Here is a 26363-nt window from a genome sequence, read left to right on the forward strand (position 1 = left end):
GCCCGGCGTACCGGCGGGCGAAGTACACGTGGGCGGGATGTCCGGGGTCGCCCGCCTCCGCCGCAAGGACGTTGAACATGCGCGTCTGCTCCACCCGCGCGCTGTCGTGCTCGGCGAGCCGCACGAGCATCGAGAACATCTCCGCCGCCGACTCGAACTCGTGCGCGAGGAATCCTTCCCGGTCGGCCGCGTCCGCGCGTTCCAGCACATGGAGGAGGAGGTCCTCCTTGGAGGGGAAGTGGTGCAGCAGGCCGCCCTGAGTGATGCCGGCGTCCTTGGCGATGCGAGCGAGGGAGGCGGCGTGGAAGCCCCCTCGGGCGAAGTGGTCGACGGCCGTGTCGAGGATCCGCTGCCGCCGTTCGTCGCCGACGGCGTACGAGCCGCGGGCCGTCCGGGCGGCGGGCGGCGTCCGTCTGCCGGGTTCGTCGGCAGACCCCTCGGGCGTCCGGTTCCGCGCCATGCCCGCCACCCTAGCCCGCACCCCGCGGCCTCGCCGGGCGGCGGCGCGAACCGCCGGTTACACGAGTCAATCTCCTTGTCGATCAAGCGGTTCGCCGGGTGATTCTGGCCACGTGACCAAAACCTAGTACCCACTCGGTTTTGCTGCTTCCCTGAACGGGCCTGTGCCCCGCCGCCCCCACGCATCGCCACACCCACGCACCTCCGTACCCCACGTACAAGGACTGCCGGATGCCCACGCCCGACTACCGCGACCCGAACCTTCCCGTCGAGGAACGGGTGGAGGACCTGCTGTCCCGGATGACGCTCGCGGAGAAGGCCGGCCAGCTCTTCCACACCCCGCTCACGATGAACGAGGACGGCACGCTCAACGAAGGGGGCGGCCCCCTTCCGCACGGCACCACCGCGCTGGTGACGGACGGTCACCTGACGCACGTGCACCTCGTGGGCCGGTACGGCGTGCGGGAGACGGCGGAATGGGTCAACCGGCTCCAGGCACTCGCCGCGGACACCCGGCTCGGCATCCCGGTCACCCTCTCCACCGCCCCGCGCCACTCGTGCGCCGACCAGCGGGGCGCGTCCTTCGCCGCCGGCACGTTCTCCGCCTGGCCCGAGCCGGCGGGCCTGGCCGCGATCGGCGACGCGGAGCTGGTGGAGCGGTTCGGCGACACCGTCCGGCGCGAGTATCTGGCGGTGGGTCTCCGGGTCGCCGTCCATCCGGCGGTCCGCGCCGGTCACGACCTCGCCACCGGGCACGGTGGGGCCGACCTCTGCGGCACTTTCGGCTCGTCCACCGAACTGACGGGCGAACTCGTCCGGGCGTACGTGCGCGGTCTCCAGGGCCCGCGCCTCGGTCCGCGCTCCGTCGCCGCCATGTTCACGCACGTCACCGGTGGCGACCGCCCCCTCGCGCCGGCCGAGGCGGCCGCCGACGCCGGATGCACACGACTGATGCCGCACCCCGCCCGGCCGCCCCTGACCGGGACCGGGCATGGGCACGGGGACGGGGAGTCGACCGGCGCGGACTTCGACGTCGTCGGCTTCGACCCCGGCTTCGACTTCGACCCCGGCTTCGACTTCGGCCGTGACACCCCGACCGGCCCGCTCCCCGAACGCCCCGGCTTCGACGGCATCGTCTGCACCGCCCCCGGCCTGCTCACCGGCCCCGCGATCCCGGACGGGCCGCACGGGGAACGGGGCGCCGACCACCTCTCCCTCGCGGAGCGCGTGGCGAGGGCCCTGGACGCGGGCGCCGACCAGTTCGGCGGCGAGGGGTGCCCCGAAGTCGTCGTGGAACTGGTGGGGTCGGGCCGGATCTCCGAGGAGCGCGTCGACGCCTCGGTACGCAGGTTGCTGCGCGAGAAGTTCCGGCTCGGACTCTTCGAGAGGCGCTACGTCGACCCGGACCGGGCCGAGGAGACCGTGGGCGCCGCCGAGTTCACCGCCCTCGGCGCCACCGCCCAGCGCCGCTCCCTCACGATCCTCACCAACCACTCCCTGCTGCCCCTCACCGACCGCCCGAACCTGTACGTCGACGGCGTGGGCGCGCAGACGGCGTCCCTGTACGGCAACGTCGTCGCCGATCCGGCCCACGCGGATGTCGCCGTACTGCGGCTGCGCACACCGCACGGGGAACGGCCGGACCACGCCGAGCCGTTCCACCCCGGGCGGTCCTCGGCATCCCCGGCATCCCCGGCATCCCCGGCATCCGGCGAGGAGCGCCTGCGGGAGATCCTCGCGCTGCTGGACGCCGTGCCCACCCTGGTCTGCGTCACCCTGGAACGGCCCGCCGTGCTCCCGGAGATCGCGTCGAGGGCCGCCGCGCTCGTCGCCGACTACGGTGCGTCCGACACGGCGTTGCTCGACGTGGCCTTCGGCCGGGCACGGGCCGAGGGGCGGCTCCCCTTCGAACTCCGCTGCCCTACCGCCGCGATGGAGAAGTCCGCGCCGGACGTGCCGAACACCACCGGGACCCCCCTCTTCCCGTACGGGCACGGCCTGGAGATCTGAACACGCCCCGTCGCGACCGGCGGACGCTCCGAGCACGTCAAGCCCCGCCGGGGCGGTCGTAATTCAGCCGCCCTCGCGCACGGGACGCGCAAAGATGGAGGGATGACCACCATCGACGTCCCCGAAGTCATCGACCGGCGCGAGGGCCCCTACGGCGAGGTAGTCCTGCGGCGGCACGGGGAGCTGTTGCAGATCATCGCCAACGGGTGCTTCCTGATGGACACCTCCGACGGGCGCTCGGAGCGACTGCTGGTCGACGCCGCCCTCGACGCGCTGACCGGGCGTTTTCAGCCGAGTGTGCTCATCGGCGGGCTGGGCGTGGGCTTCTCGCTCGCACACGCCGCCGCGAACCCGAGTTGGGGCGCGATCACCGTCGTGGAACGCGAGCCGGCCGTCATCGACTGGCACCGCGCGGGGCCCCTCGCCGAACTGTCCGCGGAGGCGCTCGCCGACCCGCGGACGGAGATCGTGGAAGCCGATCTCGTCGAGTACGTCAATGAGACTTGCGCCACGTTCGACGCGCTCTGCCTGGACATCGACAACGGGCCCGACTGGACCGTCTCCGACAGCAACGAAAACCTGTACTCACCGGCCGGATTGGCAAGCTGCGCAAGGGCGTTGAACCCCGGCGGGGTGCTGGCCGTGTGGTCGGCACAGCCTTCCCCGGAATTCGAGGAAACCTTGGGGAATGCCGGGTTCCATCGGGTGCGTACCGAAGAGATCCCCGTTGCCCGAGGAGTTCCGGACGTGGTGCACCTCGCGGTCCGACCTGGATAGCCCTGGCGTGGTGACTGCCCGTACCCTGCTTGCCTGGCGCCGATCATTCAAGCGTCAATCGCAGTCATGCGCAGCCATGCGTAGTCAAGGGATCACCCCACGGATTCCGGAAAGCAACTCAGGGGCGGGCGATGGAGCAGACACACACCTCCCACAACGGCACGACCGCGACCCCGGGCGCACAGCGCCGGGTGCTCGTGGTCGAGGACGACCCGACGATCGTCGACGCCATCGCGGCCCGCCTGCGCGCCGAGGGTTTCGTCGTACAGACCGCGTCCGACGGCCCGGCGGCCGTGGACACGGCGGAGGCATGGCAGCCCGACCTGCTGATCCTCGACATCATGCTGCCCGGCTTCGACGGCCTGGAGGTGTGCAGGCGCGTCCAGGCCCAGCGGCCCGTCCCCGTGCTGATGCTCACCGCGCGGGACGACGAGACGGACATGCTGGTCGGGCTCGGCGTCGGCGCCGACGACTACATGACCAAGCCGTTCTCCATGCGTGAACTCGCCGCGCGCGTCCATGTGCTGCTGCGCCGCGTGGAGCGGGCCGCGCTGGCCGCCACCACCCCGCGCTCGGGCATCCTGCGCCTCGGCGAGCTGGAGATCGACCACGCGCAGCGCCGTGTCCGGGTGCGCAGCGAGGACGTTCACCTCACCCCCACCGAGTTCGACCTGCTCGTATGTCTCGCGAACACGCCGCGTGCCGTACTCTCGCGCGAACAGCTGCTCGCCGAGGTCTGGGACTGGGCGGACGCGTCCGGGACGCGCACCGTCGACAGCCACATCAAGGCGCTGCGGCGGAAGATCGGCGCGGAGCGGATCCGCACGGTGCACGGTGTCGGGTACGCCCTGGAGACCCCGACCCCCTGAGCCGCGTCCGCACGACGCGCCTCGTACTCGCGTAGGCACAGGGGACTGGTGGCGATATGAGCGGAGTCGGTGACCCACGGCCGGGGAGCCTCGGTGACGCACGGTCACGGAGGGTCGCGGGGCCGCTGAGCGGTCTGCGTCCCTTCTCGATCAAGACGAAACTGGGCACGCTCGTCGTCGTCTCCGTCCTGATCACCACGGGTCTGTCGATGATCGCCGTGCACACCAAGACGGAGCTGCGCTTCATCACGGTGTTCTCGATGATCGCCACACTGTTGATTACGCAGTTCGTGGCGCATTCGCTCACCGCTCCCCTGGACGAGATGAACGCGGTCGCCCGGTCCATCTCGCGCGGCGACTACACCCGGCGGGTCAGCGAGAACCGCCGGGACGAGCTGGGCGACCTGGCCCACACGATCAACCTGATGGCCGACGAGCTGGAGGCCCAGGACAGGCAGCGCAAGGAGCTCGTGGCGAACGTCTCCCACGAGCTCCGCACGCCCATCGCGGGCCTCAGGGCGGTGCTGGAGAACATCGTGGACGGCATCGCGACCGCAGACCCCGAGACGATGCGTACGGCGCTGAAGCAGACGGAGCGGCTGGGCCGGCTGGTCGAGACACTGCTGGACCTCTCCCGTCTCGACCACGGCGTCGTCCCGCTCCGCAAGCGCCGTTTCGAGGTGTGGCCGTATCTCTCCGGGGTCCTCAAGGAGACCCAGATGGTGGCCGGCGCGCGTGGGGGCATGGCCTCCGGTTCCGGCAGCCACACCCGCAAGGACGTCCACCTCCATCTCGACGTCCACCCCCCGGAGCTGACGGCGCACGCCGACCCCGAGCGCATCCACCAGGTGGTCGCCAACCTCATCGACAACGCGGTCAAGCACAGCCCCCCGCACGGCCGAGTCACCGTCAAGGCCCGCCGCGGGTCCACACCGGAGTCGCTGACCCTCGAAGTGCTGGACGAGGGCCCCGGCATCCCGGAGTCCGAGTGGCACCGCGTCTTCGAACGCTTCAACCGCGGTGCGGTGAGCCGACCGCACGGCCCCGGCAGCGACGGCGGCACCGGCCTCGGCCTGGCCATCGCCCGCTGGGCCGTCGACCTGCACGGCGGCCGTATCGGGGTCGCCGAGTCCCCCAAGGGCTGCCGCATCCAGGTGGCCCTGCCGGGAGTACCCCCCGCACGCTCACCCCAGCCGTAGGGCTCCGCCGCGGCAGGGTTCGCGTGGTTCGCGTGCTCCGGTCGTCGTCCGGCTGCCGCGACGCCGTGGTCGCTCGCGCACCCTGCGCCTCTGGGCGGCGGGGGGCGCGCCCGGCGCCTTTCAGGGGCGCGGGGAACTGCGCGACAAGCCGCAGCGCACCCGCAGGACACCCACGCACCGATCACCCCCGGGAGCGCGGGGCCCGGGGCGGCAGCACCGAAGCCGGTACCCACCCACCCGTGGCCGAATCCCCTCCCCCTGTGCCAGATTTCGCTCACCCTCCCAGGGCTTACATCTCTGCCAAGTTGACGTAAAGTTCGAACCGGAGCCACAAGATCCACGGTCGGTCCGCATCGACGGACACGTGTGATCAGGTGCGTTCAGCCGGTCGGTCGCGCGTTCATCGCCGCAGGCCCCGCCCGACGCATGCCCGATCTGTGCTCACCACACCCATTCCGGACCGGAACCTCGCTTGTTTCCCGCCATTTCCAGCCCCGAAACACGCATTCCGATGTGACTTACGCGACGATGACGGGGCTCGACCTGACCTTCCCGGCCACGGAGGCGTAGCCTTTATTCCCGCTGTCCATCACCTTGTGAAGCGGAAGAGGGCGGTTGCCGCCGTGTCGCCACAGTCCCCCAGTAACTCGAGCATCTCGACCGACGCAGACCAAGCGGGTAAGAACCCCGCCGCGGCCTTCGGTCCGAACGAGTGGCTCGTCGACGAGATCTATCAGCAGTACCTCCAGGACCCGAATTCGGTAGACCGAGCCTGGTGGGACTTCTTCGCCGACTACAAGCCGGGCGCACCTGCCGCCTCGGCTCCGGTGAGCACCGCGGCCGCGGCACCCGCCGCGCCGGCCCAGGCCGCTCCCGCGGCTCCGGCCGCGCCCGCACCGGCGGCCCCGAAGCCCGCCGCCGCTGCCCCGGCCCCGGCCGCCGCGAAGCCCGCGGCTGCCGCGCCGGCGAAGCCGGCCGCCGCCCCCGCGAAGCAGGCCGCGCCGGCCGCTCCCGCCGAGGGCCCGGAGCTGATCACGCTGCGCGGCCCCGCCGCCGCGGTCGCGAAGAACATGAACGCCTCCCTGGAGCTGCCCACGGCCACGTCCGTGCGCGCCGTCCCGGTGAAGCTGCTGTTCGACAACCGCATCGTCATCAACAACCACCTGAAGCGCGCCCGGGGCGGGAAGATCTCCTTCACGCACCTGATCGGCTACGCGATGGTGCAGGCCATCAAGGCGATGCCGTCGATGAACTGGCACTACGCGGAGAAGGACGGGAAGCCCACCCTCGTCAAGCCGCCGCACGTCAACTTCGGCCTCGCCATCGACCTGGTGAAGCCCAACGGCGACCGCCAGCTGGTCGTCGCGGGCATCAAGAAGGCCGAGACGCTGAACTTCTTCGAGTTCTGGCAGGCCTACGAGGACATCGTCCGCCGCGCCCGTGACGGCAAGCTGACCATGGACGACTTCACCGGTGTCACGGTCTCCCTGACCAACCCCGGCGGCCTCGGCACCGTCCACTCCGTGCCGCGTCTGATGCCCGGCCAGTCCGTGATCATGGGCGTCGGCTCCATGGACTACCCGGCCGAGTTCCAGGGCACGTCCCAGGACACCCTGAACAAGCTGGGCATCTCCAAGGTCATGACGCTGACCTCGACGTACGACCACCGGGTCATCCAGGGCGCCGCCTCCGGCGAGTTCCTGCGGATCGTCGCCAACTACCTGCTCGGCGAGGGCGGGTTCTACGACGACATCTTCGAGGCCCTGCGCATCCCCTACGAGCCGGTCCGCTGGCTCAAGGACATCGACGCCAGCCACGACGACGACGTCACCAAGGCCGCCCGGGTCTTCGAGCTGATCCACTCCTACCGGGTCCGCGGCCACGTCATGGCCGACACCGACCCGCTGGAGTACCGCCAGCGCAAGCACCCCGACCTGGACATCACCGAGCACGGGCTCACCCTGTGGGACCTGGAGCGCGAGTTCGCGGTCGGCGGCTTCTCGGGCAAGTCCCTGATGAAGCTCCGCGACATCCTCGGCGTCCTGCGCGACTCGTACTGCCGCACCACCGGCATCGAGTTCATGCACATCCAGGACCCCAAGCAGCGCAAGTGGATCCAGGACCGCATCGAGCGCCCGCACACCAAGCCGGAGCGCGAGGAGCAGCTGCGCATCCTGCGTCGGCTGAACGCGGCGGAGGCATTCGAGACCTTCCTGCAGACGAAGTACGTCGGCCAGAAGCGGTTCTCGCTGGAGGGTGGCGAGACCGTCATCCCGCTGCTCGACGCGGTCATCGACTCGGCGGCGGAGTCCCGTCTCGACGAGGTCGTCATCGGCATGGCCCACCGCGGCCGGCTGAACGTCCTGGCGAACATCGTCGGCAAGTCGTACGCGCAGATCTTCCGCGAGTTCGAGGGCAACCTCGACCCGAAGTCGATGCACGGCTCCGGCGACGTGAAGTACCACCTGGGCGCCGAGGGGACCTTCACGGGCCTCGACGGCGAGCAGATCAAGGTCAGCCTGGTCGCGAACCCCTCGCACCTGGAGGCCGTGGACCCGGTCCTGGAGGGCGTCGCCCGCGCCAAGCAGGACATCATCAACAAGGGCGGCACGGACTTCACCGTCCTGCCGGTCGCCCTGCACGGCGACGCGGCCTTCGCGGGCCAGGGCGTGGTGGCCGAGACCCTGAACATGTCGCAGCTGCGCGGCTACCGCACCGGCGGCACGGTCCACGTGGTCATCAACAACCAGGTCGGCTTCACGGCCGCCCCGGAGTCGTCCCGCTCCTCGATGTACGCCACCGACGTGGCCCGCATGATCGAGGCCCCGATCTTCCACGTGAACGGCGACGACCCCGAGGCCTGTGTCCGCGTGGCGCGCCTGGCCTTCGAGTTCCGCCAGGCGTTCAACAAGGACGTGGTGATCGACCTCATCTGCTACCGCCGCCGCGGTCACAACGAGACCGACAACCCGGCCTTCACCCAGCCGCTGATGTACGACCTGATCGACAAGAAGCGCTCGGTGCGCAAGCTCTACACCGAGTCCCTCATCGGTCGCGGCGACATCACCCTGGAAGAGGCCGAGCAGGCGCTGCAGGACTTCCAGGGCCAGCTGGAGAAGGTCTTCACGGAGGTCCGCGAGGCCATCTCGCAGCCGGCCACGTCCGCCACGGCCGAGGCCCCGCAGGACGGCTTCCCCGTCGCGGTGAGCACCGCGATCACCGCGGAGACCGTCAAGCGCATCGCCGAGTCCCAGGTCAACGTCCCCGACCACATCACCGCCCACCCGCGGCTGCTGCCCCAGCTGCAGCGCCGGGCGTCGATGGTCGAGGACGGCACGATCGACTGGGGCATGGGCGAGACCCTCGCCATCGGCTCCCTCCTGCTGGAGGGCACCCCGGTCCGCCTCGCCGGCCAGGACTCGCAGCGCGGTACCTTCGGCCAGCGTCACGCGGTGATCATCGACCGTGAGACGGGCGAGGAGTTCACGCCGCTGATGTACCTCTCCGAGGACCAGGCGCGGCTGAACGTCTACAACTCCCTGCTTTCCGAGTACGCGGCGATGGGCTTCGAGTACGGCTACTCGCTGGCCCGCCCCGAGTCCCTGGTGCTGTGGGAGGCCCAGTTCGGCGACTTCGTCAACGGCGCCCAGACGGTCGTGGACGAGTTCATCTCGTCGGCGGAGCAGAAGTGGAGCCAGACCTCCGGCGTCGTCCTGCTCCTCCCGCACGGCTACGAGGGCCAGGGCCCGGACCACTCCTCGGCCCGCCCCGAGCGGTTCCTCCAGCTCTGCGCGCAGAACAACATGACGGTTGCCATGCCGACCCTCCCGTCGAACTACTTCCACCTCCTGCGGTGGCAGGTGCACAACCCGCACCACAAGCCGCTGGTGGTCTTCACCCCGAAGTCGATGCTGCGCCTGAAGGCCGCCGCGTCGAAGGCGGAGGAGTTCACGACGGGCGAGTTCCGCCCGGTCATCGGCGACGACTCGGTCGACCCGGCCGCCGTCAAGAAGGTCGTGTTCTGCGCCGGCAAGGTCTACTACGACCTGGAGGCCGAGCGGCAGAAGCGCGGCGCCACGGACCCCTCGGCCGCCGAGACGGCGATCATCCGCCTCGAGCGCCTCTACCCGCTGCCGGGTGCCGAGGTCCAGGCGGAGATCAAGAAGTACCCGAACGCCGAGAAGTACCTGTGGGCGCAGGAGGAGCCGGCGAACCAGGGCGCGTGGCCCTTCATCGCCCTCAACCTGATCGACCACCTGGACCTGGCGGTCGGCGCGGACGTCCCGCACGGCGAGCGTCTGCGCCGCATCTCCCGCCCGCACGGCTCGTCCCCCGCCGTGGGGTCGGCCAAGCGGCACCAGGCGGAGCAGGAGCAGCTCGTGCGTGAGGTGTTCGAGGCGTAAGCACCCTCGACGGCATCCGTACGCGGCCGGGCCGCACCCCTTCCGAGGGGTGCGGCCCGGCCGTTTTCCCGCACTTATCCTTGACCCATGTACTTCACGGACCGTGGCATCGAGGAACTGGAGAAGCGGCGCGGCGAGGAGGAGGTCACCTTCGAGTGGCTCGCCGAGCAGCTGCGGACCTTCGTGGACCTGAACCCGGACTTCGAGGTGCCGGTCGAGCGGCTGGCGACCTGGCTGGCGCGCCTGGACGACGAGGACGACGAGTAGGTTCCCCGGTCGGTCGCCGCGAAGGGACAGCGGCGCGGCGGGGTCAGTCGCGGGGGCGTGAGAGGTCGTACATCAGGCCGAGGCCGCCGTGGGCGACCAGGAGGGCGCCCGCCGCGGTCCAGCCACCGCTGCGGCGGCGCAGGCCCCAGGCCGTGAGGGGCAGGCCCGCGAGGAGCTGCGCGGTGGCGAGCGCGCGGGCCCGTGACGTGCCCGCCCAGGGCAGCCAGGGGCCGAGACGGCCGCGTTCGAGCGCGTCGAGCTCCATACGGACCGCTCCGCGCCAGCCGGTCCATTCGATGCGCTGGACGTCGGGCTGGACGCGGGCGACCTCCCGGAGACGGTCCGCGGGTTCACCAGGAGTGAGACCGGCCGGGAGGGCCATACCCGCCCGGGCCAGGACCGCGAGCAGGCCCAGCAGCCGGGCACGGGCGTCCGCCGACGGGTCCGCCCTGGTGAGGTCGTGGAGAGGCTGCGCGTCGAGGACCGGGTCCAGGCCCAGCCGCACGGCGAACGTGCGCATCGCCTCGTCCTCGCCGACCGGGGTGCCGTTCGCGAGCCATACGTAGCCGACGGTGCGGCGGAAACCCGCGGCCAGGGTGTAGCCGCCGCGGTCCGCGTCCCACCACAGGGCCAGGACGGGCCAGGGAGCGCCGACGGCGAGCGCGGTGGCCCATCCGGTCAGCACCCGGTCGACAGGCTCCCCTCCCTGCAGCCAGGGCTTTCCCTCGGGCACGAGGGCGCTCCACTCGGGGCCGGCCGAGGTGAGCAGCATTCGCTCCCCGAGGAGCTGCGCGACAGGGGCGACGGTTTCCCGGTCCGCGCGGCAGAGCAGCAGCGCGCCGGCCGCGGGCGTGGGTCGGGGGCGCGGGGATCCCGGTGTGCTTTCCGTCGACATGACCCCACGCTAGGGCGATTTACCCAGGTTCATACTGCGGGATCACCAGAACGGGTGTCTTGACTTCCACCGAGCGCGATATATCGTGAATGACGTGAGACGCGATATGGCGCGTTGCACAGTCCAGTTCGGTCTGCCATGGGGTCGGTCTGCCATGAGGTCCGTCTGTCGCGAGGTCGGTCCGCGTGACGGTCGGCCCGTCGTGACGGTCGGTCTCTCCTGAGGCCGGTCCGTCATGAGGTCGGCTTGTCATTGGGGGTCAGCACATGTCCGAGTGGTCCGTCACCGAGCCACGGAAGCTCACATTCGACGAACCGGTGACGGCGCTCCAGGTGCGCGTCGTCAACGGAACGGTGAACGTCGTGGGCACCGACGAGAGTTCCGCCCGTCTGGAGGTGTCGGACCTGGAGGGCCCACCCCTGACGGTGACACAGAAGGACGGCACACTGACCGTGGCGTACGAGGACCTGCCGTGGAAGGGCTTCCTGAAATGGCTCGACCGCAAGGGCTGGCGCCGCACCGCGCTGGTCTCCCTCGCCGTCCCGGCGGGCACCCGCGTCGAGGTGGGCGCGGTCGGCGCCACGGCCGTCATCTCGGGGATGGACGGGCGGACGGAGGTGAAGGGCATCTCCGGCGACACCACCCTGGTCGGCCTGTCGGGACCGGTCCGGGCGACGACGGTCTCCGGGAACGTGGAGGCGCAGGCCCTCACCGGGGATCTCCGCCTGAGCTCCGTCTCCGGTGACCTCACCGTCATCGAGGGGTCCTGCCCGACCCTCAAGGCCGACTCGGTGAGCGGCTCGATCATCCTCGACCTCGACCCGGTGGGCGGCCCGACCGAGGTCGGCCTCACCAGCGTCTCCGGTGAGATCGCCATCCGCCTCCCCCACCCCGCAGACGCCGAGATCGAGGCCAACACCGCCAGCGGCACCATCTCCAACGCCTTCGAGGACCTCCGCGTCAGCGGCCCCTGGGGTGCCCACAAGATCACCGGCCGCCTCGGCCGGGGCAACGGCCGCCTGAAGGCCACGACCATCTCCGGCTCCATCGCGCTGCTGCGCCGGCCCCCGGCGGAGGACGACCCCTGGGACGAGGGCGAGAGCACCGGCAAGGGGGGCGGCGCCTTCGGGACGGCCGGAGCCGGGGGCGACGGGACGGTGGGCGACGGTGCCCGAGCCGAGGGACCGGTGGACGTCGGTGCCGAAGGGCCGGCAGGAGACGGTACCGACATCCCGGTGGACGGTGGCGCGACCGCCGACAGGTCCGTGCCGGACACCCCGCCGACCGAGCCGTCCGACGCCGTGACCGACAATGCGACTGCCGATGCCGCCGCCGAGCCGTCCGACCCCCTCACGGGCCACCCGGTCCCCGACGGCACCACCGGCTCCTCGTCCGACGGCCCCGCCGACGGCACGAGCCCCAGCACGACCGACAAGAAGGTGCTCTGACATGCCTCCCGTCTTCGCCCACGGACGCCTGCGGTTGTATCTGCTGAAGCTGCTGGACGAGGCGCCGCGCCACGGCTACGAGGTCATCCGACTGCTGGAGGAACGCTTCCAGGGCCTGTACGCGCCCTCCGCCGGCACCGTCTACCCCCGCCTCGCCAAGCTGGAGGCGGAAGGCCTGGTCACCCACACCACCGAGGGCGGCCGGAAGGTGTACGCGATCACCGACGCGGGCCGTGCCGAACTGGCCGACCGCAGCGGAGAACTGGCCGACCTGGAGCTGGAGATCCGCGAGTCGGTGGCGGAGCTGGCCGCCGAGATCCGGGCCGATGTACGGGGCGCGGCGGGCGACCTGCGCCGCGAGATGCGGGCGGCGGCCTCCGCGGCACGCCGGGCACCGGGGGCCGGCAGCGGGGAGCAGGGGCCGCTCGGGGAGTTCGGGGAGCAGGCCGACAAGGAGGCATGGCGCGCGGCGAAGGAGGAGATGCGCCGCGTCAAGCAGGAGTGGAAGGAGCAGGCCCGGCGCGCCAAGGACGAGAGCCGCCGCGCCCGCGAGGAGGCCCAGCGGGCCCGCCGCCAGGCCAAGGAGGCGCAGGAGCGGGCACGCACCCAGGCCCAGGAGGAGCTCCAGCGCATCGCCAAGCGGGTCCAGGACCATGTCCAGGACCACTTCTCCCGCGGCGACTGGCCGACCGGGGTCCGCGAGGGGCTGACGGAACTGGCCAAGGAGTTCGGCGAGTTCGGGAAGGACTTCGGAAAGGAGTTCGGCAAGGACCTCGGCTTCGGACGCCCGGGCGCGGGGTCCGGCCCGGACTCGGCGGGGGCGACCGGCTCGGGCCCGGGCACCGGCGCGGCCACGGGGCCCGGTACGGCGCCCGGCGGGCCCGGCAGGACGACGGAGGCGGAGGCCGGCACGGGCACGTGGGCCGGCGTGGGCGAGGACGTGGGCGAGGACGTGGGCGGGGCGAAGGGCGGCTCCGGCGCCTGGGAGCCGGACTACTCGACCACACCGGAGGACTTCCCGGGCGCCTATGAACCCTCCTGGGTGCATGAGGCTCCCACGGGCGACCCGGCCCGCGATCTCGACCGGCTCCTGGACCGTTTCCGCGACGACATCCGCGACGCGGCCCGCGACCACGGGGTGACGGAGGACCAGCTCCGCGACGCCCGCCGTCACCTGTCGACGGCGGCGGCCCGCATCGGAGCGGCACTGCGGGCCGCCAAGGGGTAACGGCGGTACGAGGGGCCCACACCGCACGGTGGGGCCTCTCCCCGCGGTCAGCTCGCCCTGGCCTCCCCCGCCCCGTACAGCACGCGCTCCAAGGACTCGTAGGTCACTCCGTGGTCGGCGAGGACCTCGGCGGGGACTCCGGGGCGGGTGGTGAGGGCGAGCAGCAGGTGCTCGTCGCCGATGTGACGGTCGCTGTGGGACTGGGCGACACGGAGGGAGCGGGTGAGGACGTCCTTGGCGTCGCGGGTGAAGGGCCGGTGACGCGCGCGACGAGCGCGCCCGCTCCAGCCGCCGCGCCCACCACCCTTGCGGCCCAACCCTTCGCCTCCGCTGCCGTCGCCGTCACCGACGCAGCCGCCCTCGCCGTGATCGCCGCCCCTCCCCTGCCGGCGCCGCCCCGGCTCCAACGCCCCCGTGCCATGCGCTTCCTCGACGCGGGAGACGATCCGTGCGAGGTCGATACCGAGGTCGGACAGGGCGTCCGCGTCGGCGCGGGTGAGGCCGCCCCGCCGACGGGCGTCAGCAAACCCCTGTTCGACGGAGCCCTTGTGGTCGGCCAGACCCAGCGAGGCGAGCGCGAACGAGGCACGGCTGGCGCGACGGTCCAGCAGGGCGAGCAGCAGGTGCTCCTCGGTCACCTTGTCGGCGCTGGAGCGTTCCGCGTGGTCGACCGCGGCGAGGACCACGGCACGGGCGTCCTTCGTGAACCGTTCGAACATCAATGCCTCCCGTACTTCTTGTGCACGGCCTGCCTGCTCACACCGAGTTCCGTGGCGATCTCCTGCCACGACCAGCCCTGATTGCGCGCACTGCGCACCTGCACCGACTCCAGTTGCTCCAGCAGCCGACGCAGCGCGGCGACGGCCCGCAACCCGATCCGGGGGTCGCGGTCACCGGCCCGCTCGGCAAGATCCGTTGCTTCGGTCATGTCGTCAACTTACGTTGACACGGACCCATTGTCAACGTTGGTTGACATGACGAAGGCCGGCCCGAGGAGCCGGGCCGGCCGTGGTGTCGCTCGCTCAGCAGGGGCGAGCCGTCAGGGGGTGGTGAGCACGATCTTGCCGAAGAGGTCGCCGGACTCCAGGCGTTCGAAGCCCTCGCGGGCACGGTCGAGGGGAAGCACCTCGTCGATGACGGGGCGGACGCCCGTCGCGGCGCAGAACGACAGGAGGTCCTCCAGCTCGTCCTTGGTGCCCATGGTGGAGCCGACGACCTTCAGTTCGAGGAAGAAGATGCGGGTGAGTTCGGCGTGGGAGGGGCGGTCGCCGCTGGTGGCACCGGAGATGACGAGCGTGCCGCCGGGGCGGAGCGACTTGACGGAGTGGGACCAGGTGGCGGCGCCGACGGTCTCGATGACCGCGTCGACGCGCTGCGGCAGCCGGGCGCCCGACTCCAGCGCCTCGACCGCGCCGAGTTCCAGGGCCCGCTTGCGCTTCGCCTCGTCCCGGCTGGTGGCGAAGACCCGCAGGCCGGCCGCCTTGCCGAGCACGATCGCGGCGGTGGCGACACCACCGCCCGCACCCTGGACGAGCACGGAGTCACCCGGACGGACGCCGGCGTTGGTGAACAGCATCCGGTAGGCCGTCAGCCAGGCGGTGGGCAGGCAGGCGGCCTCCGCGAAGGAGAGCTCCGCGGGCTTGGGGAGGACGTTCCAGGTGGGGACGGTGACCAGTTCGGCGAAGGTGCCCTGGTAGCGCTCGGTGAGGATCGAGCGGGGCTCCTTGGGGCCGACGCCGTGGCCGCTCTGGCCGATCACCGAGTGCAGGACGACCTCGTTGCCGTCCTCGTCGACACCGACGGCGTCACAGCCGAGGATCATGGGCAGCTTGTCCTCGGCGAGGCCGACACCGCGCAGGGACCACAGGTCGTGGTGGTTCAGCGAGGCGGCCTTCACCTTGACGGTGGTCCAGCCGGGCCTGGACTCCGGGGCCGGGCGGTCGCCCAACTCCAGTCCGTTGAGCGGGTTGTCACGGTCGATACGGGCGGCGTAGGCAGCGAACATGGGCCTGACCATAGGTGTACGCCGCACCCGATGGAACCGGACAACGCTGTGACACGCGTCCCGCGCAGGGCTGCGAGGGCTGCGCCCGGCGAAGCCCCCGGGTATCCGTGGGTGGGTGGGGGCTGGTCGCGCCCACGCGGCGCAGCCGCAGATGTCACGGCCCCACGCTCCTGGAGGGGACGGGCCTGCGGCCCGGCCTCCCGCTGAAGGCGCGGGTCTGACGGCCCGGCCTTTCAGCGGGCTGCCGCCGTCGAAAAGCACGGGACGCAGCCCCGGCAGCTTTTCAGGGGCGCGGGGAACGGCGCGAGAAACCACGAATCACCCGCACCCGCCGAAGAACCCGCACCCCCCGAGCCACTAGGCACCTAAATCCGCCCCCCAGCAGAAAGGCGGCCCCGCCCCCACACACACAGGGACAGGGCCGCCAAACGAACTCGCACTCGCCTCAGCGGCGAGCGACGCCTTCCGCCCGCGCGGCCGCGGCCACCGCCGCCGTCACCGCGGGAGCGACCCGCTCGTCGAACGGGGACGGGATGACATAGTCCGCGGCGAGGTCGTCACCCACGACCGACGCCAGCGCCTCCGCCGCCGCGATCTTCATCCCCTCGGTGATCCGCGACGCCCGCACCTGGAGCGCCCCGGCGAAGATGCCGGGGAAGGCGAGGACGTTGTTGATCTGGTTGGGGTAGTCGGAGCGCCCGGTCGCGACGACCGCCGCGTACTTGTGGGCGACATCCGGGTGCACCTCGGGGTTGGGGTTGGCCATGGCGAAGACGAACGCGCCCTCCGCCATCGAGGCCACCGCCTCCTCCGCGACCGTGCCGCCGGAGACGCCGATGAAGACGTCGGCGCCGGCGAGGGCGTCCTCCAGGGAGCCCGCGATCCCGGCCTTGTTGGTGAACCCGGCCACCTCGCGCTTGACGTCGGTGAGGTCCTCGCGGCCCGCGGAGATGATGCCCTTGCGGTCGGCCAGGGCGACGTCACCGATGCCCGCCTCGACCAGCATCTTCGCGATGGCCACACCGGCCGCGCCGGCACCCGAGATGACCGCCCGGAGCTGACCGATCTCCCGCCCGCTGAGCCGCGCGGCGTTCCGCAGGGCCGCCAGCGTCACGACCGCCGTACCGTGCTGGTCGTCGTGGAAGACCGGGATGTCCAGGCGCTCCTGGAGCCGCTTCTCGATCTCGAAGCAGCGGGGCGCCGAGATGTCCTCCAGGTTCACGCCGCCGAAGGACGGGGCGAGCCGGACGACGGTCTCGACGATCTCGTCGACGCCCGTGCAGGCGAGCGCGATCGGCACCGCGTCGACACCGCCGAACTGCTTGAACAGGATCGCCTTGCCCTCCATCACGGGGAGGGAGGCCTCGGGGCCGATGTCGCCGAGGCCGAGGACGGCCGTACCGTCCGTCACGACGGCGACGACGGAGGACTTCCAGGTGTAGTCGTCGACCAGCTCGGGACGCTCGGCGATGGCGGTGCACACCCGCGCGACGCCCGGCGTGTAAGCGAGGGACAGGTCGTCCTTGTCACGGATCGGCACCGTGCTCTGCACGGCCATCTTGCCGCCGCGGTGCAGCGCGAAAGCGGGGTCGAAGGAGTCGGGGGCGCCCAGGGAATTGAGGGGCTCCCCGTTGCCTTCCTGGCCCGTACTGCCGTCGCTGCTCTCGGTGCGAGGATTGACAATCTCCGCTGCCACTTTTGTTTACCCCTTAAGTCTTCAAGGTTTGAGGGTGACCGCTCCCGGTTCGGGAGCGGGCGGGCACCGCGTAAGGCCCAGGTCAACCGGTACGTACGGCGACGCGTGTGGACTCAGACGCGACGGGCGCGCCGCACACGCGCCCTGGGCCCCGGATGAGGGGTGTAAGGAACCTTCTTACCGGACGGACGGTGTCGACGACGAGTCCAGACCCGTTCATACCTTGAAGGTCACAACTCGAAGGTCATTTGCGGCCCAATCGGGGCGCCGCGACTCGTCGACGAATGGCGGGACAAGTCGGATAATCCATGACAGGTCCCGGACCGCCGCGCATGCGGGGTTCGCGGCCGACCGCATCCTGAGATGCACCGAAGATCTTCCGGCCGGAAGAGAAAAATTCCGCACAAGATCCGGCCTGATCGCACGGTCCACAGCGGTTCGTAGGTCATTCGGGGGTCACCCGTTATCCGATTTTGACATAGCGGGTCATCTGAATGCACATGCCCGAATGGCAAGATGCCGTAATCACACGAGGTCGCGACACTCGAAGAAGCGTGTCACCCATCGACCCATCGGCAACTCCACCCATCCCGCCGGAGGAACCCACCATGACCGCAAGCACCACCAGTCGTACGACCGGCCTGCGCTCCCGGACAGCCGCGGTCGGAGCGATCGCGGTCGCGGGCGCCCTGCTGCTCACCGGCTGCGGTGACCAGACCAAGGACGGCAACGGCAACGACTCGGGCAGCACCAAGGCAGGTTCGGCCCCGCTGGCCGACAAGCTTCCCTCGGAGATCCGCAGCAAGGGTGTCATTCGCGTCGGCTCGGACATCGCGTACGCGCCGGTGGAGTACAAGGACGACGCGGGCAAGGTCGTCGGCATCGACCCCGACATCGCCGCCGCGATGGGCAAGCAGCTCGGCGTCGAGTTCAAGTTCGAGAACGGCACCTTCGACACCCTCATCGGCGGCCTGGCGGCCAAGCGGTACGACGTGGCCATGTCGGCCATGACCGACACCAAGGACCGTCAGGAAGGCATCGACTCCGAGACCGGCAAGAAGGTCGGCGCCGGCGTGGACTTCGTCGACTACTTCACCGCGGGTGTCTCCCTCTACACCAACAAGGGCGATGACCAGGGCATCAAGACCTGGGACGACCTCTGCGGCAAGACGATCGCCGTACAGCGCAACACGTTCTCGCACGACCTCGCCAAGGACCAGGCGAAGAAGTGCAAGGACGACGGCAAGGGCACCCTCAAGATCCAGGACTTCGCCACCAACCCGGAGGCCGAGACCCGGATGCGCGCCAAGGGCGCGGACGTCGTCTCCGCCGACTACCCGGTCGCCGCCTACTCGGTGAAGACCTCCGGCGGCGGCAAGTACTTCGAGATCGTCGGCGACCAGGTCGAGGCCGGCCCGTACGGCATCGCGGTCGCCAAGGACAACACCAAGCTGCGGGACGCCCTGCAGGCCGCCATCCAGGCGATCATCGCCAACGGCGAGTACGAGAAGATCATCAAGAAGTGGGGCGTCGAGGACGGCGCCATCACCGAGGCCAAGGTCAACGGCGGCTCCTGATCCTCCGTCTCGGTACTGAAAGGCTCCACCCGTGACTGTTGACGTCAACAAGACGGACGGTCCTGCCGACACGCCCCCCGCCGGTCCGGAGGCCATCAAGGCCATCCCGGTCCGGCACCCGGGGCGCTATGTGTCCGCGGCCATCGCGCTCGGCCTCCTCGGCTCGATCATCTACGCCTTCGCACAGGGCAACATCAACTGGGGCGCGGTCCCCGAGTACTTCTTCAACGGCCGCGTCATCGAAGGTCTGCTGAACACGCTCCTGCTCACCATCGTGTCCATGCTGATCGGCATCGTGGGCGGCATCCTGCTCGCCGTGATGCGCCTGTCGAAGAACCCGGTGACATCGTCGATCGCCTGGTTCTACATCTGGTTCTTCCGCGGCACGCCGGTCCTGGTCCAGCTCTTCGTCTGGTTCAACCTGGGCATCGTCTTCACGTACATCAACCTCGGACCGATCTACAAGGACTACTGGTCGGTCTTCATGACGCCGCTCCTGACGGCGCTGCTCGGCCTTGGCCTCAACGAAGCCGCGTACATGGCGGAGATCTGCCGCGCCGGTCTGCTGTCGGTCGACGAAGGTCAGACCGAGGCGTCGCACGCCCTCGGCATGAGCCACGCGAAGACGCTGCGCCGGATCGTCATCCCGCAGGCGATGCGCGTGATCGTGCCGCCCACGGGCAACGAGGTCATCAACATGCTCAAGACGACCTCGCTGGTCTCGGCGGTGGGGTACATGGATCTGTTCAAGGTGGCCCAAGACATCGGGCAGCGAGCGGGTTCCGTCGTGGAGATGTTCTTCCTCGCCTCCGCCTGGTACCTGATCCTGACCAGCATCTTCAGCGTCGGCCAGTACTACCTGGAGCGGTACTACGCGAAGGGCTCGACCCGGTCCCTCCCGCCGACCCCGATCCAGCGCTTCAAGGGCATGCTGCCCGCGCGCCGCCCGAAGGGAGTCTCGGCATGACCGCCATGGTGAAGGCCGAGGGCATCCACAAGTCCTTCGGCCCCGTGCAGGTCCTCAAGGGCATCGACCTGGAGGTGCAGACGGGTGAGGTGTTCTGTCTCATCGGCCCGTCCGGCTCCGGCAAGTCGACGTTCCTGAGGTGTATCAACCACCTCGAGAAGATCAACGGCGGCCGTCTGTACGTCGACGGCGAGCTGGTCGGCTACCGCCAGAAGGGCGACAAGCTGTACGAGCTCAAGGACAGCGAGGTCGCGCTGAAGCGCCGGGACATCGGCATGGTGTTCCAGCGGTTCAACCTGTTCCCGCACATGACCGCCGCCGAGAACGTCATGGAGGCGCCGGTCCAGGTCAAGGGCGTCAGCAAGGCGCAGGCCCGCGAGCGCGCCCGGGAGCTGCTGGAGAAGGTCGGCCTCGGCGACAAGGCGGGCAACTACCCCTCGCAGCTCTCCGGCGGACAGCAGCAGCGCGTGGCGATCGCCCGGGCGCTGGCGATGGAGCCGAAGCTGATGCTGTTCGACGAGCCGACCTCGGCGCTCGACCCGGAGCTGGTCGGTGACGTCCTCGACGTCATGCGCGACCTCGCCGAGTCCGGCATGACCATGGTCGTCGTCACCCACGAGATGGGCTTCGCCCGCGAGGTCGGCGACAGCCTGGTCTTCATGGACGGCGGCGTGGTGGTCGAGTCCGGCAACCCGCGTGACGTGCTCACGAACCCGCAGGAGGAGCGCACCCAGTCGTTCCTGTCCAAGGTGCTGTAGCCGGCAGGCACCGAGCCGGACACGGTTGCGTGCGAAGGGGCGGTACGGATTTCCCGTACCGCCCCTTCCCGTGCGGAAACCGCTCCGGGGGCCTTCCGGTGCGCAAGCCGCCTCAGCGGGCCTACTTCACGGCGAGCAGCAAGGTGTCGGAGGGCGAGCACCAGACGGGGCGGGCCTCCGCGAAGCCCTTCTCGCGCAGGACGCGGGCGTGCCACGCCGGGGAGGGCATGTCACCGTCGGCGTGCTCGCCGTAGATCTCGAAGCGGCGTGCCGTCGGCGCGGCGAGGACCGGGTCCTGGGCGGCGAGCTGCCACCATTCGGCCCAGTCGACGACACCGTTCGCCTTGGCTTGATCCATACCGGCGTGGCGGTGGGCGCGCTCCGCCGCGTTGATCCGGGGCGTGGTCTCGTCGATCATGTGGTCCGCGTTCATGAAGACACCGCCGTCGCGGACGAGCTCCGCGACCTGACCGTAGAGGGCGGCGAGGGGTTCGCTGTGCAGCCAGTGCAGGGCTGTGGCCGTCAGCACGGCGTCGTACGCGTCGTACGGCAGCTGGGTGGGCCACTCGGGGTCGGTGAGGTCGGCGGTGACGAAGGTGACGCGGCGGTCGCCCTCGAAGGTGCCCTCGGCGATGGTGAGCAGCGCGGGGTCGAGGTCGACGCCGGTGCTGACGGCCTGGGGGAACCGCGCGAACAGCCGGGACGTGATGGATCCCGTACCGCAGGCGAGGTCGAGGACGCGGGGCTCGGGGCCGACGAGGGCCCCGACCATGTCGAGCATGACCCGGAACCGCTCCTCGCGGTCCGGCATGTACCACTCCTGCTGCCGGTCCCAGCTGCGCTGCCAGGCCCCCCAGTCGGTGCCGTACGAGGTTCCGCTGCCGGTGCCGGCGGTCGTCGTCATGGGAGCCCCTTCTCGCGGTACGCCGTGATGCCCGTCGTAATACCCTGAAAGCACGATCAGCTGTTACCTGACCCGCACCACGACGATAGAGTGCCCCCGTAAGGACTACAAGTGGAACTGGCCTATTACTCGGATTACGCCGTACGCCTCGTGAACAGCGAGGAACCGCTCCGGGGCAAGGACACGCTCACCTCGGTGGAGGCCGTCCGCGACCTCTTCGGGGTCAACCGGTCGGCGGCCCGGCGGGCGACGGACGCCGACGTCACCCGGTTCCGGTCGGTGCGGGCGCGGCTGCGCTCGGTCTTCGAGGCGGCGGACGGCGGCGACGAGACGCTCGCCGTGGACCTGTTGAACTCGCTGCTGCTGGAGTTCCCGGTGAGCCCGCAGATTTCCGGCCATGACTTCCGGGACGACGACGGCCGCCCGCTGTGGCACATGCACCTGGCGGACCACCCCTCGAACGCCACGGCCGGCTATGCCGCGATCGCCGCGATGGGGCTCGCCTTCCACCTCACCGAGTACGGCGTGGACCGGCTCGGCCTGTGCGAGGCGGCGCCGTGCCGCAACGCCTACCTCGACACCTCCACCAACCGTTCCCGGCGCTACTGCTCGGACCGCTGCGCGACCCGCGCCAACGTGGCGGCCTACCGTGCCCGCAAGCGCCTGGAGGCGGACCGGTCGCAGAACACCGGCCGGGCCGCCGAGAACGCCCAGCGGGCCACCGCGAACGGCGAACGCTGACCGCCCGGCCGGGGCCGGTAGCGGAACCGGACCTTGCCGAGCACGAGTTCGTCGGGGACGGTCCCGTAGTCCGTGCTGTCCCCGCCCGCGTACGCGTTGTCCGCGAGGACCCACCAGCCGCCGTCCCGCCGCTCGGCGACGCGCTTGACGACGAGGAGGTCCTGCTGGAAGGGATGGCGCAGCACGACCACGTCACCGATCCTCAGCCGCGCCCCGTAGTGGACGAGCAGCCGGTCACCGTGGCGCAGCGTCGGCACCATCGACGGTCCCGTCACCTCGGCCACCCCCAAGGGCAGAACGGCCCCCGCCCGCTCGCTCTCCTGCGTCGGCTCCGGCATCCCTCGGCACCTCCCCGGTTCGATCGTCCACCAGTCCCAGTCTGACCCCGGACTTTTGTCCTAAGCCCATGGGGGCACTCGCGAAAACCACTCTGGCAGGGAGTAATGTCCCACCTGAGAAGACGATCACGAGGAAGGAATGCTCCATGCTTTCCCGCCTGTTTGCCCCCAAGGTCAAGGTCAGCGCGCACTGCGACCTGCCCTGCGGCGTGTACGACCCGGCCCAGGCCCGCATCGAGGCGGAGTCGGTGAAGGCCGTGCAGGAGAAGATGGCCGCCAACGACGACCCGCACTTCCAGGCTCGCGCGACCGTCATCAAGGAGCAGCGCGCCGAGCTCGCGAAGCACCACGTGTCGGTCCTGTGGAGCGACTACTTCAAGCCCCCGCACTTCGAGAAGTACCCGGAGCTGCACCAGCTGGTCAACGACGCCCTGAAGGCCCTCTCGGCCGCCAAGGGCTCGACCGACCCGGCGACGGGCCAGAAGGCGCTCGACTACATCGCCCAGATCGACAAGATCTTCTGGGAGACCAAGAAGGCCTGATCCCGGGCCCGCTGTCAGGCTGCCCGACCCGCGGTTTCGCGGGTCCCGTCGCCTACCCGTCCGCACCCGGTCCGCAGGACGCCGAACACGGCGTCCATGGCGGTCCGGGTGCGGTCGTGTTCGGGGGCCGCGGGCCGACTGCTGTCGGGTGCGGCGCCGTTCAGACCGTGCTCCGGGTGTTCGTCACCGTTCCCCGCGCCAGGGTCTCGCTCACCGTGACCGTGCCGGGCACGGCGATCCCCAGGCTCAACGGGTCGCCCAGCAGCGCCTCCTCGCCGCCGACGGGGTAGCCGGTCGCCGGGTCGACGAGCAGCGAGTCCCGGAAGACGGCCTGCCGGTGCCTGCTCTCCTGTGTGATCGCGAGGGCCCGCCGTCCGTGCCAGGTGGTGGTCCTCGACACCTGCACATCGGACCGCCTCGCGAGGACCTGGAGCGCGGCGGCGCGCAACGCGGGCTCGACCGTGCCGCCCGAGGCCCGCCCTGCCGCGTCCAGCATGGCCGAGACGCCCCAGATCAGCCTCCCTCCCTCCCAGTTGACCTTCCTCAGCTGGGCGAGCAGCCGATCGGGGTCGGTCGAGAAGGGAAGCAGCGCCTGCCAGTCGGAGTCCGGCGCGAAGTAGCCGGGACCGTGCCGCTCGTCCCGGACGCCCTCGCCCTCGACCAGCCCCGCCGCGCGGGCGTCCCGTTCCTGGTCCGGATTCGGGAAGTACGGTTCGCCGTACGCCTGACGCTCCCGGCCCGCCCCGTCGGACGTCCTGATCCACTGCTCGGTCACCGTCGGCACCGCGGCGTTGGCGACACCGCCGGGCACGTCACCGGCGGAGTTCAGCCACCAGCCCCAGCTCTTGAGGTACAGGTACGGGCCGCGCACGGCGTCGGGAGCGAGCCCGCGCACCCTCTCCGCCAGTTCGGCCAGCACGTCGTGCGGCGACGTCCCCGCGATCGTCCGCAGCTTCAGTACCGGCGGCGTCACCAGGGCCTGCGCCTCCCCGCCCGCCCCGAGCCATCGGCCCAGCTCACCGGAGGCCGCGACCGCGGTGGCCGTGGCCACGACACCGCCGGCCAGCAGAACCCGCCTGCGGGACGGACCCGTTCGTGCCCGGTGTGCAGTCGGGGCGTCGGTGGCCAGGAGCGCCGCCAGTTCCCGCTCGGCACGGGCCGGGAGAGCGCCGTCCTTCCCGAAGTCGGCCTGCGGATCGGGAGGCATCAGCTCCCGCACCCTCCTGAGATCCCCTGTCACCGCGTCCTCCCCTCCACTGGCAGTCTGTCGTCCGGAAGCCGGGCCTCGTCCGCGGCCACCGCCGCCTCCAGCAGCCGACGGGCACGGTGCAGACGGACCTTGAAGGCCCCGACGCCGCACCCCATGACCCTGGCGGCGTCGCGCACGCCGAGTCCGTCCCAGGCCACGAGGAGCAGCACTTCCTGCTCCCGCTCCGGAAGCCGGTCCAGCACGCCCCACGCGCCGAGTCGCCGCAGGACCTCCTCCTCGGCCGCCGGTTCGGCCCCGGCCTCGTGGTCGGCGCGGATGCGGTCGTCGAGCCGGTCGGCCCGGTCCCGAGCGCGTACGGCGTTGGCGGCGACGCGGCGGGCGATGCCGTACAGCCAGGGCAGTTCCCCTCCGCGCAGTTCGTGCCGGTTCCGCCATGCCGCGAGGAACACCTCGGCCGCCGCGTCCTCGGCGGCGGCCGGGGGCAGGCGCCTGCGCAGGAACCTGAGCACGGGCACGTACGTCCGCCGGTAGACCTCCTCGAACCGTCCGGGATCGTCCATCGGTCCGCTCACACCCGCCCCTCCCCCTGCGCGATGGCTCCACCTTGTTTGTGTCCGGCACGGCGCGAGAGTTACAGGAGAGGGGACCGGGCAGGGGGATCGGTGGGCGTCAGAGGATGTCCGTGGCTGTGAAATGTCGCTGGTAGGTCATTCCCCGGTCGGTGCCGCGCAGTACCCAGAACGCGTCCAGGTCGCGCTTCTTGGCGTCCAGGAAGCCGGGGGCGCCGACCACCACGTCCAGGTGGCGGTCGCCGTCGGTGTCGAGGAGCGGGCCGACGACGGTGATGCGGTTACGGGTCGGGCCCCGGCCCTCGACGGGGGTGTCGCTGCCGGGGACACCGGGGGTGTCCAGGGTCACCGCCCGGACCGCGTCCGCCGTGGCCGCCCGGAGGTCGGGGACCAGCCACACGACGCCGTTGCTGTCGTTGACTCCGGTCGCGGAGGTGACGAGGTCGGCCCGACCGTCACCGGTGACGTCACCGAGGGCGGTGCCGCCCATGCCGCCGTACTGCGGGGCGTCCCTCAGACCCGGCGGGGAGACCATGGTCATGCCGCCCCGTTTCCCGGTCTCGGGGCCGGAGCGGGTGCTCAGCGTGTATCCGGCGCTCAGTTGCTTCCGATACGCGAAGAAGCCCGCCGAGTACAGGTCGTCGATGCCGTCCCCGTCCACGTCCCCCGCCTGCCCCTCCAGGCCGAGGTCGGGTGGCTCGCGGCGCTCGGCGAGCCTCAGCCCTCCCGGGCCGCCCCGCAGATACTGAAGGCCGTTGACGCCCGCCTCACCGTCGCCTTCGTTCTCAGGATCGGTCCAGTGGAACCAGAGCACGAGGTCGGTGGCCCGGTCGCCGTCGAAGTCGCCGGCCAGGGAGCGCGCCGGAATCGAGTCGGGCGGGCGGCCGTTGCGGAACTTCTGGACGCGGGCGGGTGCGCCTGTGCGCCGGACGGGGCCGAACCAGACGGTGCCCTCGGGACCGTCGGCGCCGCCGGGGAGGAACAGGTCGGCGTTGCCGTCCCCGTCGAAGTCGCCGGTGGCCGTGGGGCCCGTCGGCGCCCCGGTGAGCGGCCGCGGATCGGTCACACCGCGCGGACCGCCCCACAGCACGGTGGTTTCGCCGGTCCGCGGGGCACGCACGAGATCGGTGTAGCCGTCGTGGTCCAGGTCGGTGCGCAGCAGCCGCGTCTCATCGGACGCGGTCCCCGAGGGCGGCCCCGGGACCACGGTGCGCCGGCGCGGATCAAGTCCCTTCGCCGAGCCGTAGACCACGACCAGGCTGCCGCCGGTGATCACCGCGGCGAAGTCGTCGTAGCCGTCGCCGTTGAGGTCCTCCGGCCTGGGGTGCCGTGAGGGCTTCCCGGCGGGCGGTCGTTCGGCCCTGACACCGGACGAGGACCGCCCGTCCGTACGGCTCGCGTCGGCCTCCGGGCTCTGGGCGGAGTCGCAGCCGGTCGCCAGCAGCGCGGCGGCCAGTGCGGCAGCGGCCAGTACCCGGATGCGCCGGGTCGACCGGGCGGA

At 70.9% G+C, this 26363-nt stretch carries 24 protein-coding genes; 13 read left to right on the plus strand and 11 right to left on the minus strand.

Features of this window, described 5'->3' with window-relative positions; all coding sequences use genetic code 11:
* A partial coding sequence (locus tag AOK15_RS06100; RefSeq protein ID WP_107099349.1) for a TetR/AcrR family transcriptional regulator occupies window positions 1-460 on the minus strand: 460 nt, incomplete at its 3' end.
* A gap of 230 nt (window positions 461-690) precedes the next feature.
* Between AOK15_RS06100 and AOK15_RS06105 the strand changes: the two genes are divergently transcribed.
* The 6 genes from AOK15_RS06105 to AOK15_RS06130 all read left to right on the plus strand — a co-directional run bounded on the left by AOK15_RS06105 (window position 691) and on the right by AOK15_RS06130 (window position 9984).
* The gene (locus tag AOK15_RS06105; RefSeq protein ID WP_055513574.1) at window positions 691-2469 is read left to right on the plus strand and encodes a glycoside hydrolase family 3 N-terminal domain-containing protein; all 1779 of its coding nucleotides are present in this window, start codon (window positions 691-693) and stop codon (window positions 2467-2469) included.
* Window positions 2470-2571: 102 nt separating this feature from the next.
* Window positions 2572-3246 (plus strand): spermine/spermidine synthase domain-containing protein, encoded by a 675-nt coding sequence (locus AOK15_RS06110; RefSeq protein ID WP_055513576.1) that lies wholly within the window; start codon window positions 2572-2574, stop codon window positions 3244-3246.
* Window positions 3247-3377: 131 nt separating this feature from the next.
* Window positions 3378-4115 carry a response regulator transcription factor gene (locus AOK15_RS06115; protein ID WP_055513578.1) on the plus strand — a complete coding sequence of 246 codons (738 nt, stop codon included), beginning with the start codon at window positions 3378-3380 and terminating at the stop codon, window positions 4113-4115.
* A 56-nt stretch (window positions 4116-4171) separates the two neighbouring features.
* Window positions 4172-5314, plus strand: a complete 1143-nt coding sequence (locus AOK15_RS06120; protein ID WP_240508321.1) for a HAMP domain-containing sensor histidine kinase — start codon at window positions 4172-4174, stop codon at window positions 5312-5314.
* A gap of 623 nt (window positions 5315-5937) precedes the next feature.
* Window positions 5938-9717: a multifunctional oxoglutarate decarboxylase/oxoglutarate dehydrogenase thiamine pyrophosphate-binding subunit/dihydrolipoyllysine-residue succinyltransferase subunit gene (locus AOK15_RS06125; protein ID WP_055513614.1), complete on the plus strand. Its 3780-nt coding sequence runs from the start codon at window positions 5938-5940 to the stop codon at window positions 9715-9717.
* Between the two features lie 87 nt (window positions 9718-9804).
* Window positions 9805-9984 (plus strand): DUF6104 family protein, encoded by a 180-nt coding sequence (locus AOK15_RS06130; protein ID WP_003992906.1) that lies wholly within the window; start codon window positions 9805-9807, stop codon window positions 9982-9984.
* Window positions 9985-10027: 43 nt separating this feature from the next.
* On the opposite strand, the gene AOK15_RS06135 is transcribed toward AOK15_RS06130, so the two are convergent.
* Entirely contained in the window at window positions 10028-10879 is an 852-nt protein-coding gene (locus AOK15_RS06135) for a hypothetical protein (RefSeq protein WP_055513580.1), read from the minus strand.
* A gap of 266 nt (window positions 10880-11145) precedes the next feature.
* On the opposite strand from AOK15_RS06135, the gene AOK15_RS06140 reads away from it, so the two are divergent.
* Complete coding sequence (locus AOK15_RS06140) at window positions 11146-12327, plus strand: DUF4097 family beta strand repeat-containing protein (protein WP_055513582.1); 1182 nt, start codon at window positions 11146-11148, stop codon at window positions 12325-12327.
* A gap of 1 nt (window position 12328) precedes the next feature.
* Window positions 12329-13555 (plus strand): PadR family transcriptional regulator, encoded by a 1227-nt coding sequence (locus tag AOK15_RS06145; RefSeq protein WP_055513584.1) that lies wholly within the window; start codon window positions 12329-12331, stop codon window positions 13553-13555.
* Window positions 13556-13602: 47 nt separating this feature from the next.
* Here AOK15_RS06145 and AOK15_RS06150 read toward each other — a convergent pair whose 3' ends face one another.
* From AOK15_RS06150 to AOK15_RS06165, 4 genes are all read right to left on the minus strand, one after another.
* Window positions 13603-14274: a Clp protease N-terminal domain-containing protein gene (locus AOK15_RS06150; RefSeq protein WP_055513586.1), complete on the minus strand. Its 672-nt coding sequence runs from the start codon at window positions 14272-14274 to the stop codon at window positions 13603-13605.
* Window positions 14274-14483, minus strand: coding sequence for an RNA polymerase sigma factor sigma-70 region 4 domain-containing protein (locus AOK15_RS06155; protein WP_055513588.1), 210 nt, complete (start codon window positions 14481-14483; stop codon window positions 14274-14276). The genes AOK15_RS06150 and AOK15_RS06155 overlap by 1 nt, the downstream gene beginning before the upstream one ends.
* Window positions 14484-14594: 111 nt before the next feature.
* On the minus strand, window positions 14595-15560 hold the full coding sequence (locus tag AOK15_RS06160; protein ID WP_055513590.1) for a zinc-binding dehydrogenase: 966 nt from the start codon (window positions 15558-15560) through the stop codon (window positions 14595-14597).
* Window positions 15561-16005: 445 nt separating this feature from the next.
* Window positions 16006-17256 carry an NAD(P)-dependent malic enzyme gene (locus tag AOK15_RS06165; protein ID WP_055513592.1) on the minus strand — a complete coding sequence of 417 codons (1251 nt, stop codon included), beginning with the start codon at window positions 17254-17256 and terminating at the stop codon, window positions 16006-16008.
* A 608-nt stretch (window positions 17257-17864) separates the two neighbouring features.
* Here AOK15_RS06165 and AOK15_RS06170 point away from each other — a divergent pair.
* From AOK15_RS06170 to AOK15_RS06180, 3 genes are read left to right on the plus strand one after another with little or no spacing between them, the layout of a single operon-like run.
* Window positions 17865-18833: an ABC transporter substrate-binding protein gene (locus tag AOK15_RS06170; RefSeq protein ID WP_055513593.1), complete on the plus strand. Its 969-nt coding sequence runs from the start codon at window positions 17865-17867 to the stop codon at window positions 18831-18833.
* 31 nt (window positions 18834-18864) lie between these two features.
* Window positions 18865-19800, plus strand: a complete 936-nt coding sequence (locus tag AOK15_RS06175) for an amino acid ABC transporter permease (protein WP_055513595.1) — start codon at window positions 18865-18867, stop codon at window positions 19798-19800.
* Window positions 19797-20558, plus strand: a complete 762-nt coding sequence (locus AOK15_RS06180; protein ID WP_055513597.1) for an amino acid ABC transporter ATP-binding protein — start codon at window positions 19797-19799, stop codon at window positions 20556-20558. Before AOK15_RS06175 ends, AOK15_RS06180 begins: the two co-directional genes overlap by 4 nt.
* A gap of 121 nt (window positions 20559-20679) precedes the next feature.
* Here AOK15_RS06180 and AOK15_RS06185 read toward each other — a convergent pair whose 3' ends face one another.
* Window positions 20680-21462 carry a class I SAM-dependent methyltransferase gene (locus AOK15_RS06185; RefSeq protein ID WP_055513599.1) on the minus strand — a complete coding sequence of 261 codons (783 nt, stop codon included), beginning with the start codon at window positions 21460-21462 and terminating at the stop codon, window positions 20680-20682.
* A gap of 111 nt (window positions 21463-21573) precedes the next feature.
* Between AOK15_RS06185 and AOK15_RS06190 the strand changes: the two genes are divergently transcribed.
* A complete protein-coding gene (locus AOK15_RS06190) occupies window positions 21574-22203 on the plus strand; it encodes a CGNR zinc finger domain-containing protein (RefSeq protein WP_055513600.1) in 630 nt (209 codons plus the stop codon).
* On the opposite strand, the gene sodX is transcribed toward AOK15_RS06190, so the two are convergent.
* Window positions 22107-22541: a nickel-type superoxide dismutase maturation protease gene (gene sodX, locus AOK15_RS06195; RefSeq protein ID WP_055513602.1), complete on the minus strand. Its 435-nt coding sequence runs from the start codon at window positions 22539-22541 to the stop codon at window positions 22107-22109. The two genes, AOK15_RS06190 and sodX, sit on opposite strands and share 97 nt — an antisense overlap.
* A 146-nt stretch (window positions 22542-22687) precedes the next feature.
* Here sodX and sodN point away from each other — a divergent pair, with 146 nt between their 5' ends.
* Window positions 22688-23083 (plus strand): superoxide dismutase, Ni, encoded by a 396-nt coding sequence (sodN, locus tag AOK15_RS06200; protein WP_007491258.1) that lies wholly within the window; start codon window positions 22688-22690, stop codon window positions 23081-23083.
* A 160-nt stretch (window positions 23084-23243) separates the two neighbouring features.
* Here the strand turns inward: sodN and AOK15_RS06205 are convergent, their stop codons facing one another.
* From AOK15_RS06205 to AOK15_RS06215, 3 genes are all read right to left on the minus strand, one after another.
* On the minus strand, window positions 23244-24323 hold the full coding sequence (locus tag AOK15_RS06205) for a hypothetical protein (RefSeq protein ID WP_157870163.1): 1080 nt from the start codon (window positions 24321-24323) through the stop codon (window positions 23244-23246).
* Window positions 24320-24865, minus strand: coding sequence for an RNA polymerase sigma factor (locus AOK15_RS06210; RefSeq protein WP_157870164.1), 546 nt, complete (start codon window positions 24863-24865; stop codon window positions 24320-24322). The genes AOK15_RS06205 and AOK15_RS06210 overlap by 4 nt, the downstream gene beginning before the upstream one ends.
* Before the next feature lie 97 nt (window positions 24866-24962).
* Window positions 24963-26363: FG-GAP repeat domain-containing protein (locus AOK15_RS06215; RefSeq protein WP_055513608.1), on the minus strand; the 1401-nt coding region annotated here is incomplete at its 5' end.

Source organism: Streptomyces ossamyceticus, assembly GCF_001418475.1.
Lineage (GTDB): Bacteria > Actinomycetota > Actinomycetes > Streptomycetales > Streptomycetaceae > Streptomyces > Streptomyces ossamyceticus.

What these genes read in the sequence shown, in the direction of transcription:
- AOK15_RS06105 (WP_055513574.1), top strand. Translation starts at nt 691, where the DNA reads ATGCCCACGCCCGACTACCGCGACCCGAACCTTCCCGTCGAGGAACGG.
- AOK15_RS06110 (WP_055513576.1), top strand. Translation starts at nt 2,572, where the DNA reads ATGACCACCATCGACGTCCCCGAAGTCATCGACCGGCGCGAGGGCCCC.
- AOK15_RS06115 (WP_055513578.1), top strand. Translation starts at nt 3,378, where the DNA reads ATGGAGCAGACACACACCTCCCACAACGGCACGACCGCGACCCCGGGC.
- AOK15_RS06120 (WP_240508321.1), top strand. Translation starts at nt 4,172, where the DNA reads ATGAGCGGAGTCGGTGACCCACGGCCGGGGAGCCTCGGTGACGCACGG.
- AOK15_RS06130 (WP_003992906.1), top strand. Translation starts at nt 9,805, where the DNA reads ATGTACTTCACGGACCGTGGCATCGAGGAACTGGAGAAGCGGCGCGGC.
- AOK15_RS06135 (WP_055513580.1), bottom strand. Translation starts at nt 10,879, where the DNA reads ATGTCGACGGAAAGCACACCGGGATCCCCGCGCCCCCGACCCACGCCC.
- AOK15_RS06140 (WP_055513582.1), top strand. Translation starts at nt 11,146, where the DNA reads ATGTCCGAGTGGTCCGTCACCGAGCCACGGAAGCTCACATTCGACGAA.
- AOK15_RS06145 (WP_055513584.1), top strand. Translation starts at nt 12,329, where the DNA reads ATGCCTCCCGTCTTCGCCCACGGACGCCTGCGGTTGTATCTGCTGAAG.
- AOK15_RS06150 (WP_055513586.1), bottom strand. Translation starts at nt 14,274, where the DNA reads ATGTTCGAACGGTTCACGAAGGACGCCCGTGCCGTGGTCCTCGCCGCG.
- AOK15_RS06155 (WP_055513588.1), bottom strand. Translation starts at nt 14,483, where the DNA reads ATGACCGAAGCAACGGATCTTGCCGAGCGGGCCGGTGACCGCGACCCC.
- AOK15_RS06160 (WP_055513590.1), bottom strand. Translation starts at nt 15,560, where the DNA reads ATGTTCGCTGCCTACGCCGCCCGTATCGACCGTGACAACCCGCTCAAC.
- AOK15_RS06170 (WP_055513593.1), top strand. Translation starts at nt 17,865, where the DNA reads ATGACCGCAAGCACCACCAGTCGTACGACCGGCCTGCGCTCCCGGACA.
- AOK15_RS06180 (WP_055513597.1), top strand. Translation starts at nt 19,797, where the DNA reads ATGACCGCCATGGTGAAGGCCGAGGGCATCCACAAGTCCTTCGGCCCC.
- AOK15_RS06185 (WP_055513599.1), bottom strand. Translation starts at nt 21,462, where the DNA reads ATGACGACGACCGCCGGCACCGGCAGCGGAACCTCGTACGGCACCGAC.
- sodX (WP_055513602.1), bottom strand. Translation starts at nt 22,541, where the DNA reads ATGCCGGAGCCGACGCAGGAGAGCGAGCGGGCGGGGGCCGTTCTGCCC.
- sodN (WP_007491258.1), top strand. Translation starts at nt 22,688, where the DNA reads ATGCTTTCCCGCCTGTTTGCCCCCAAGGTCAAGGTCAGCGCGCACTGC.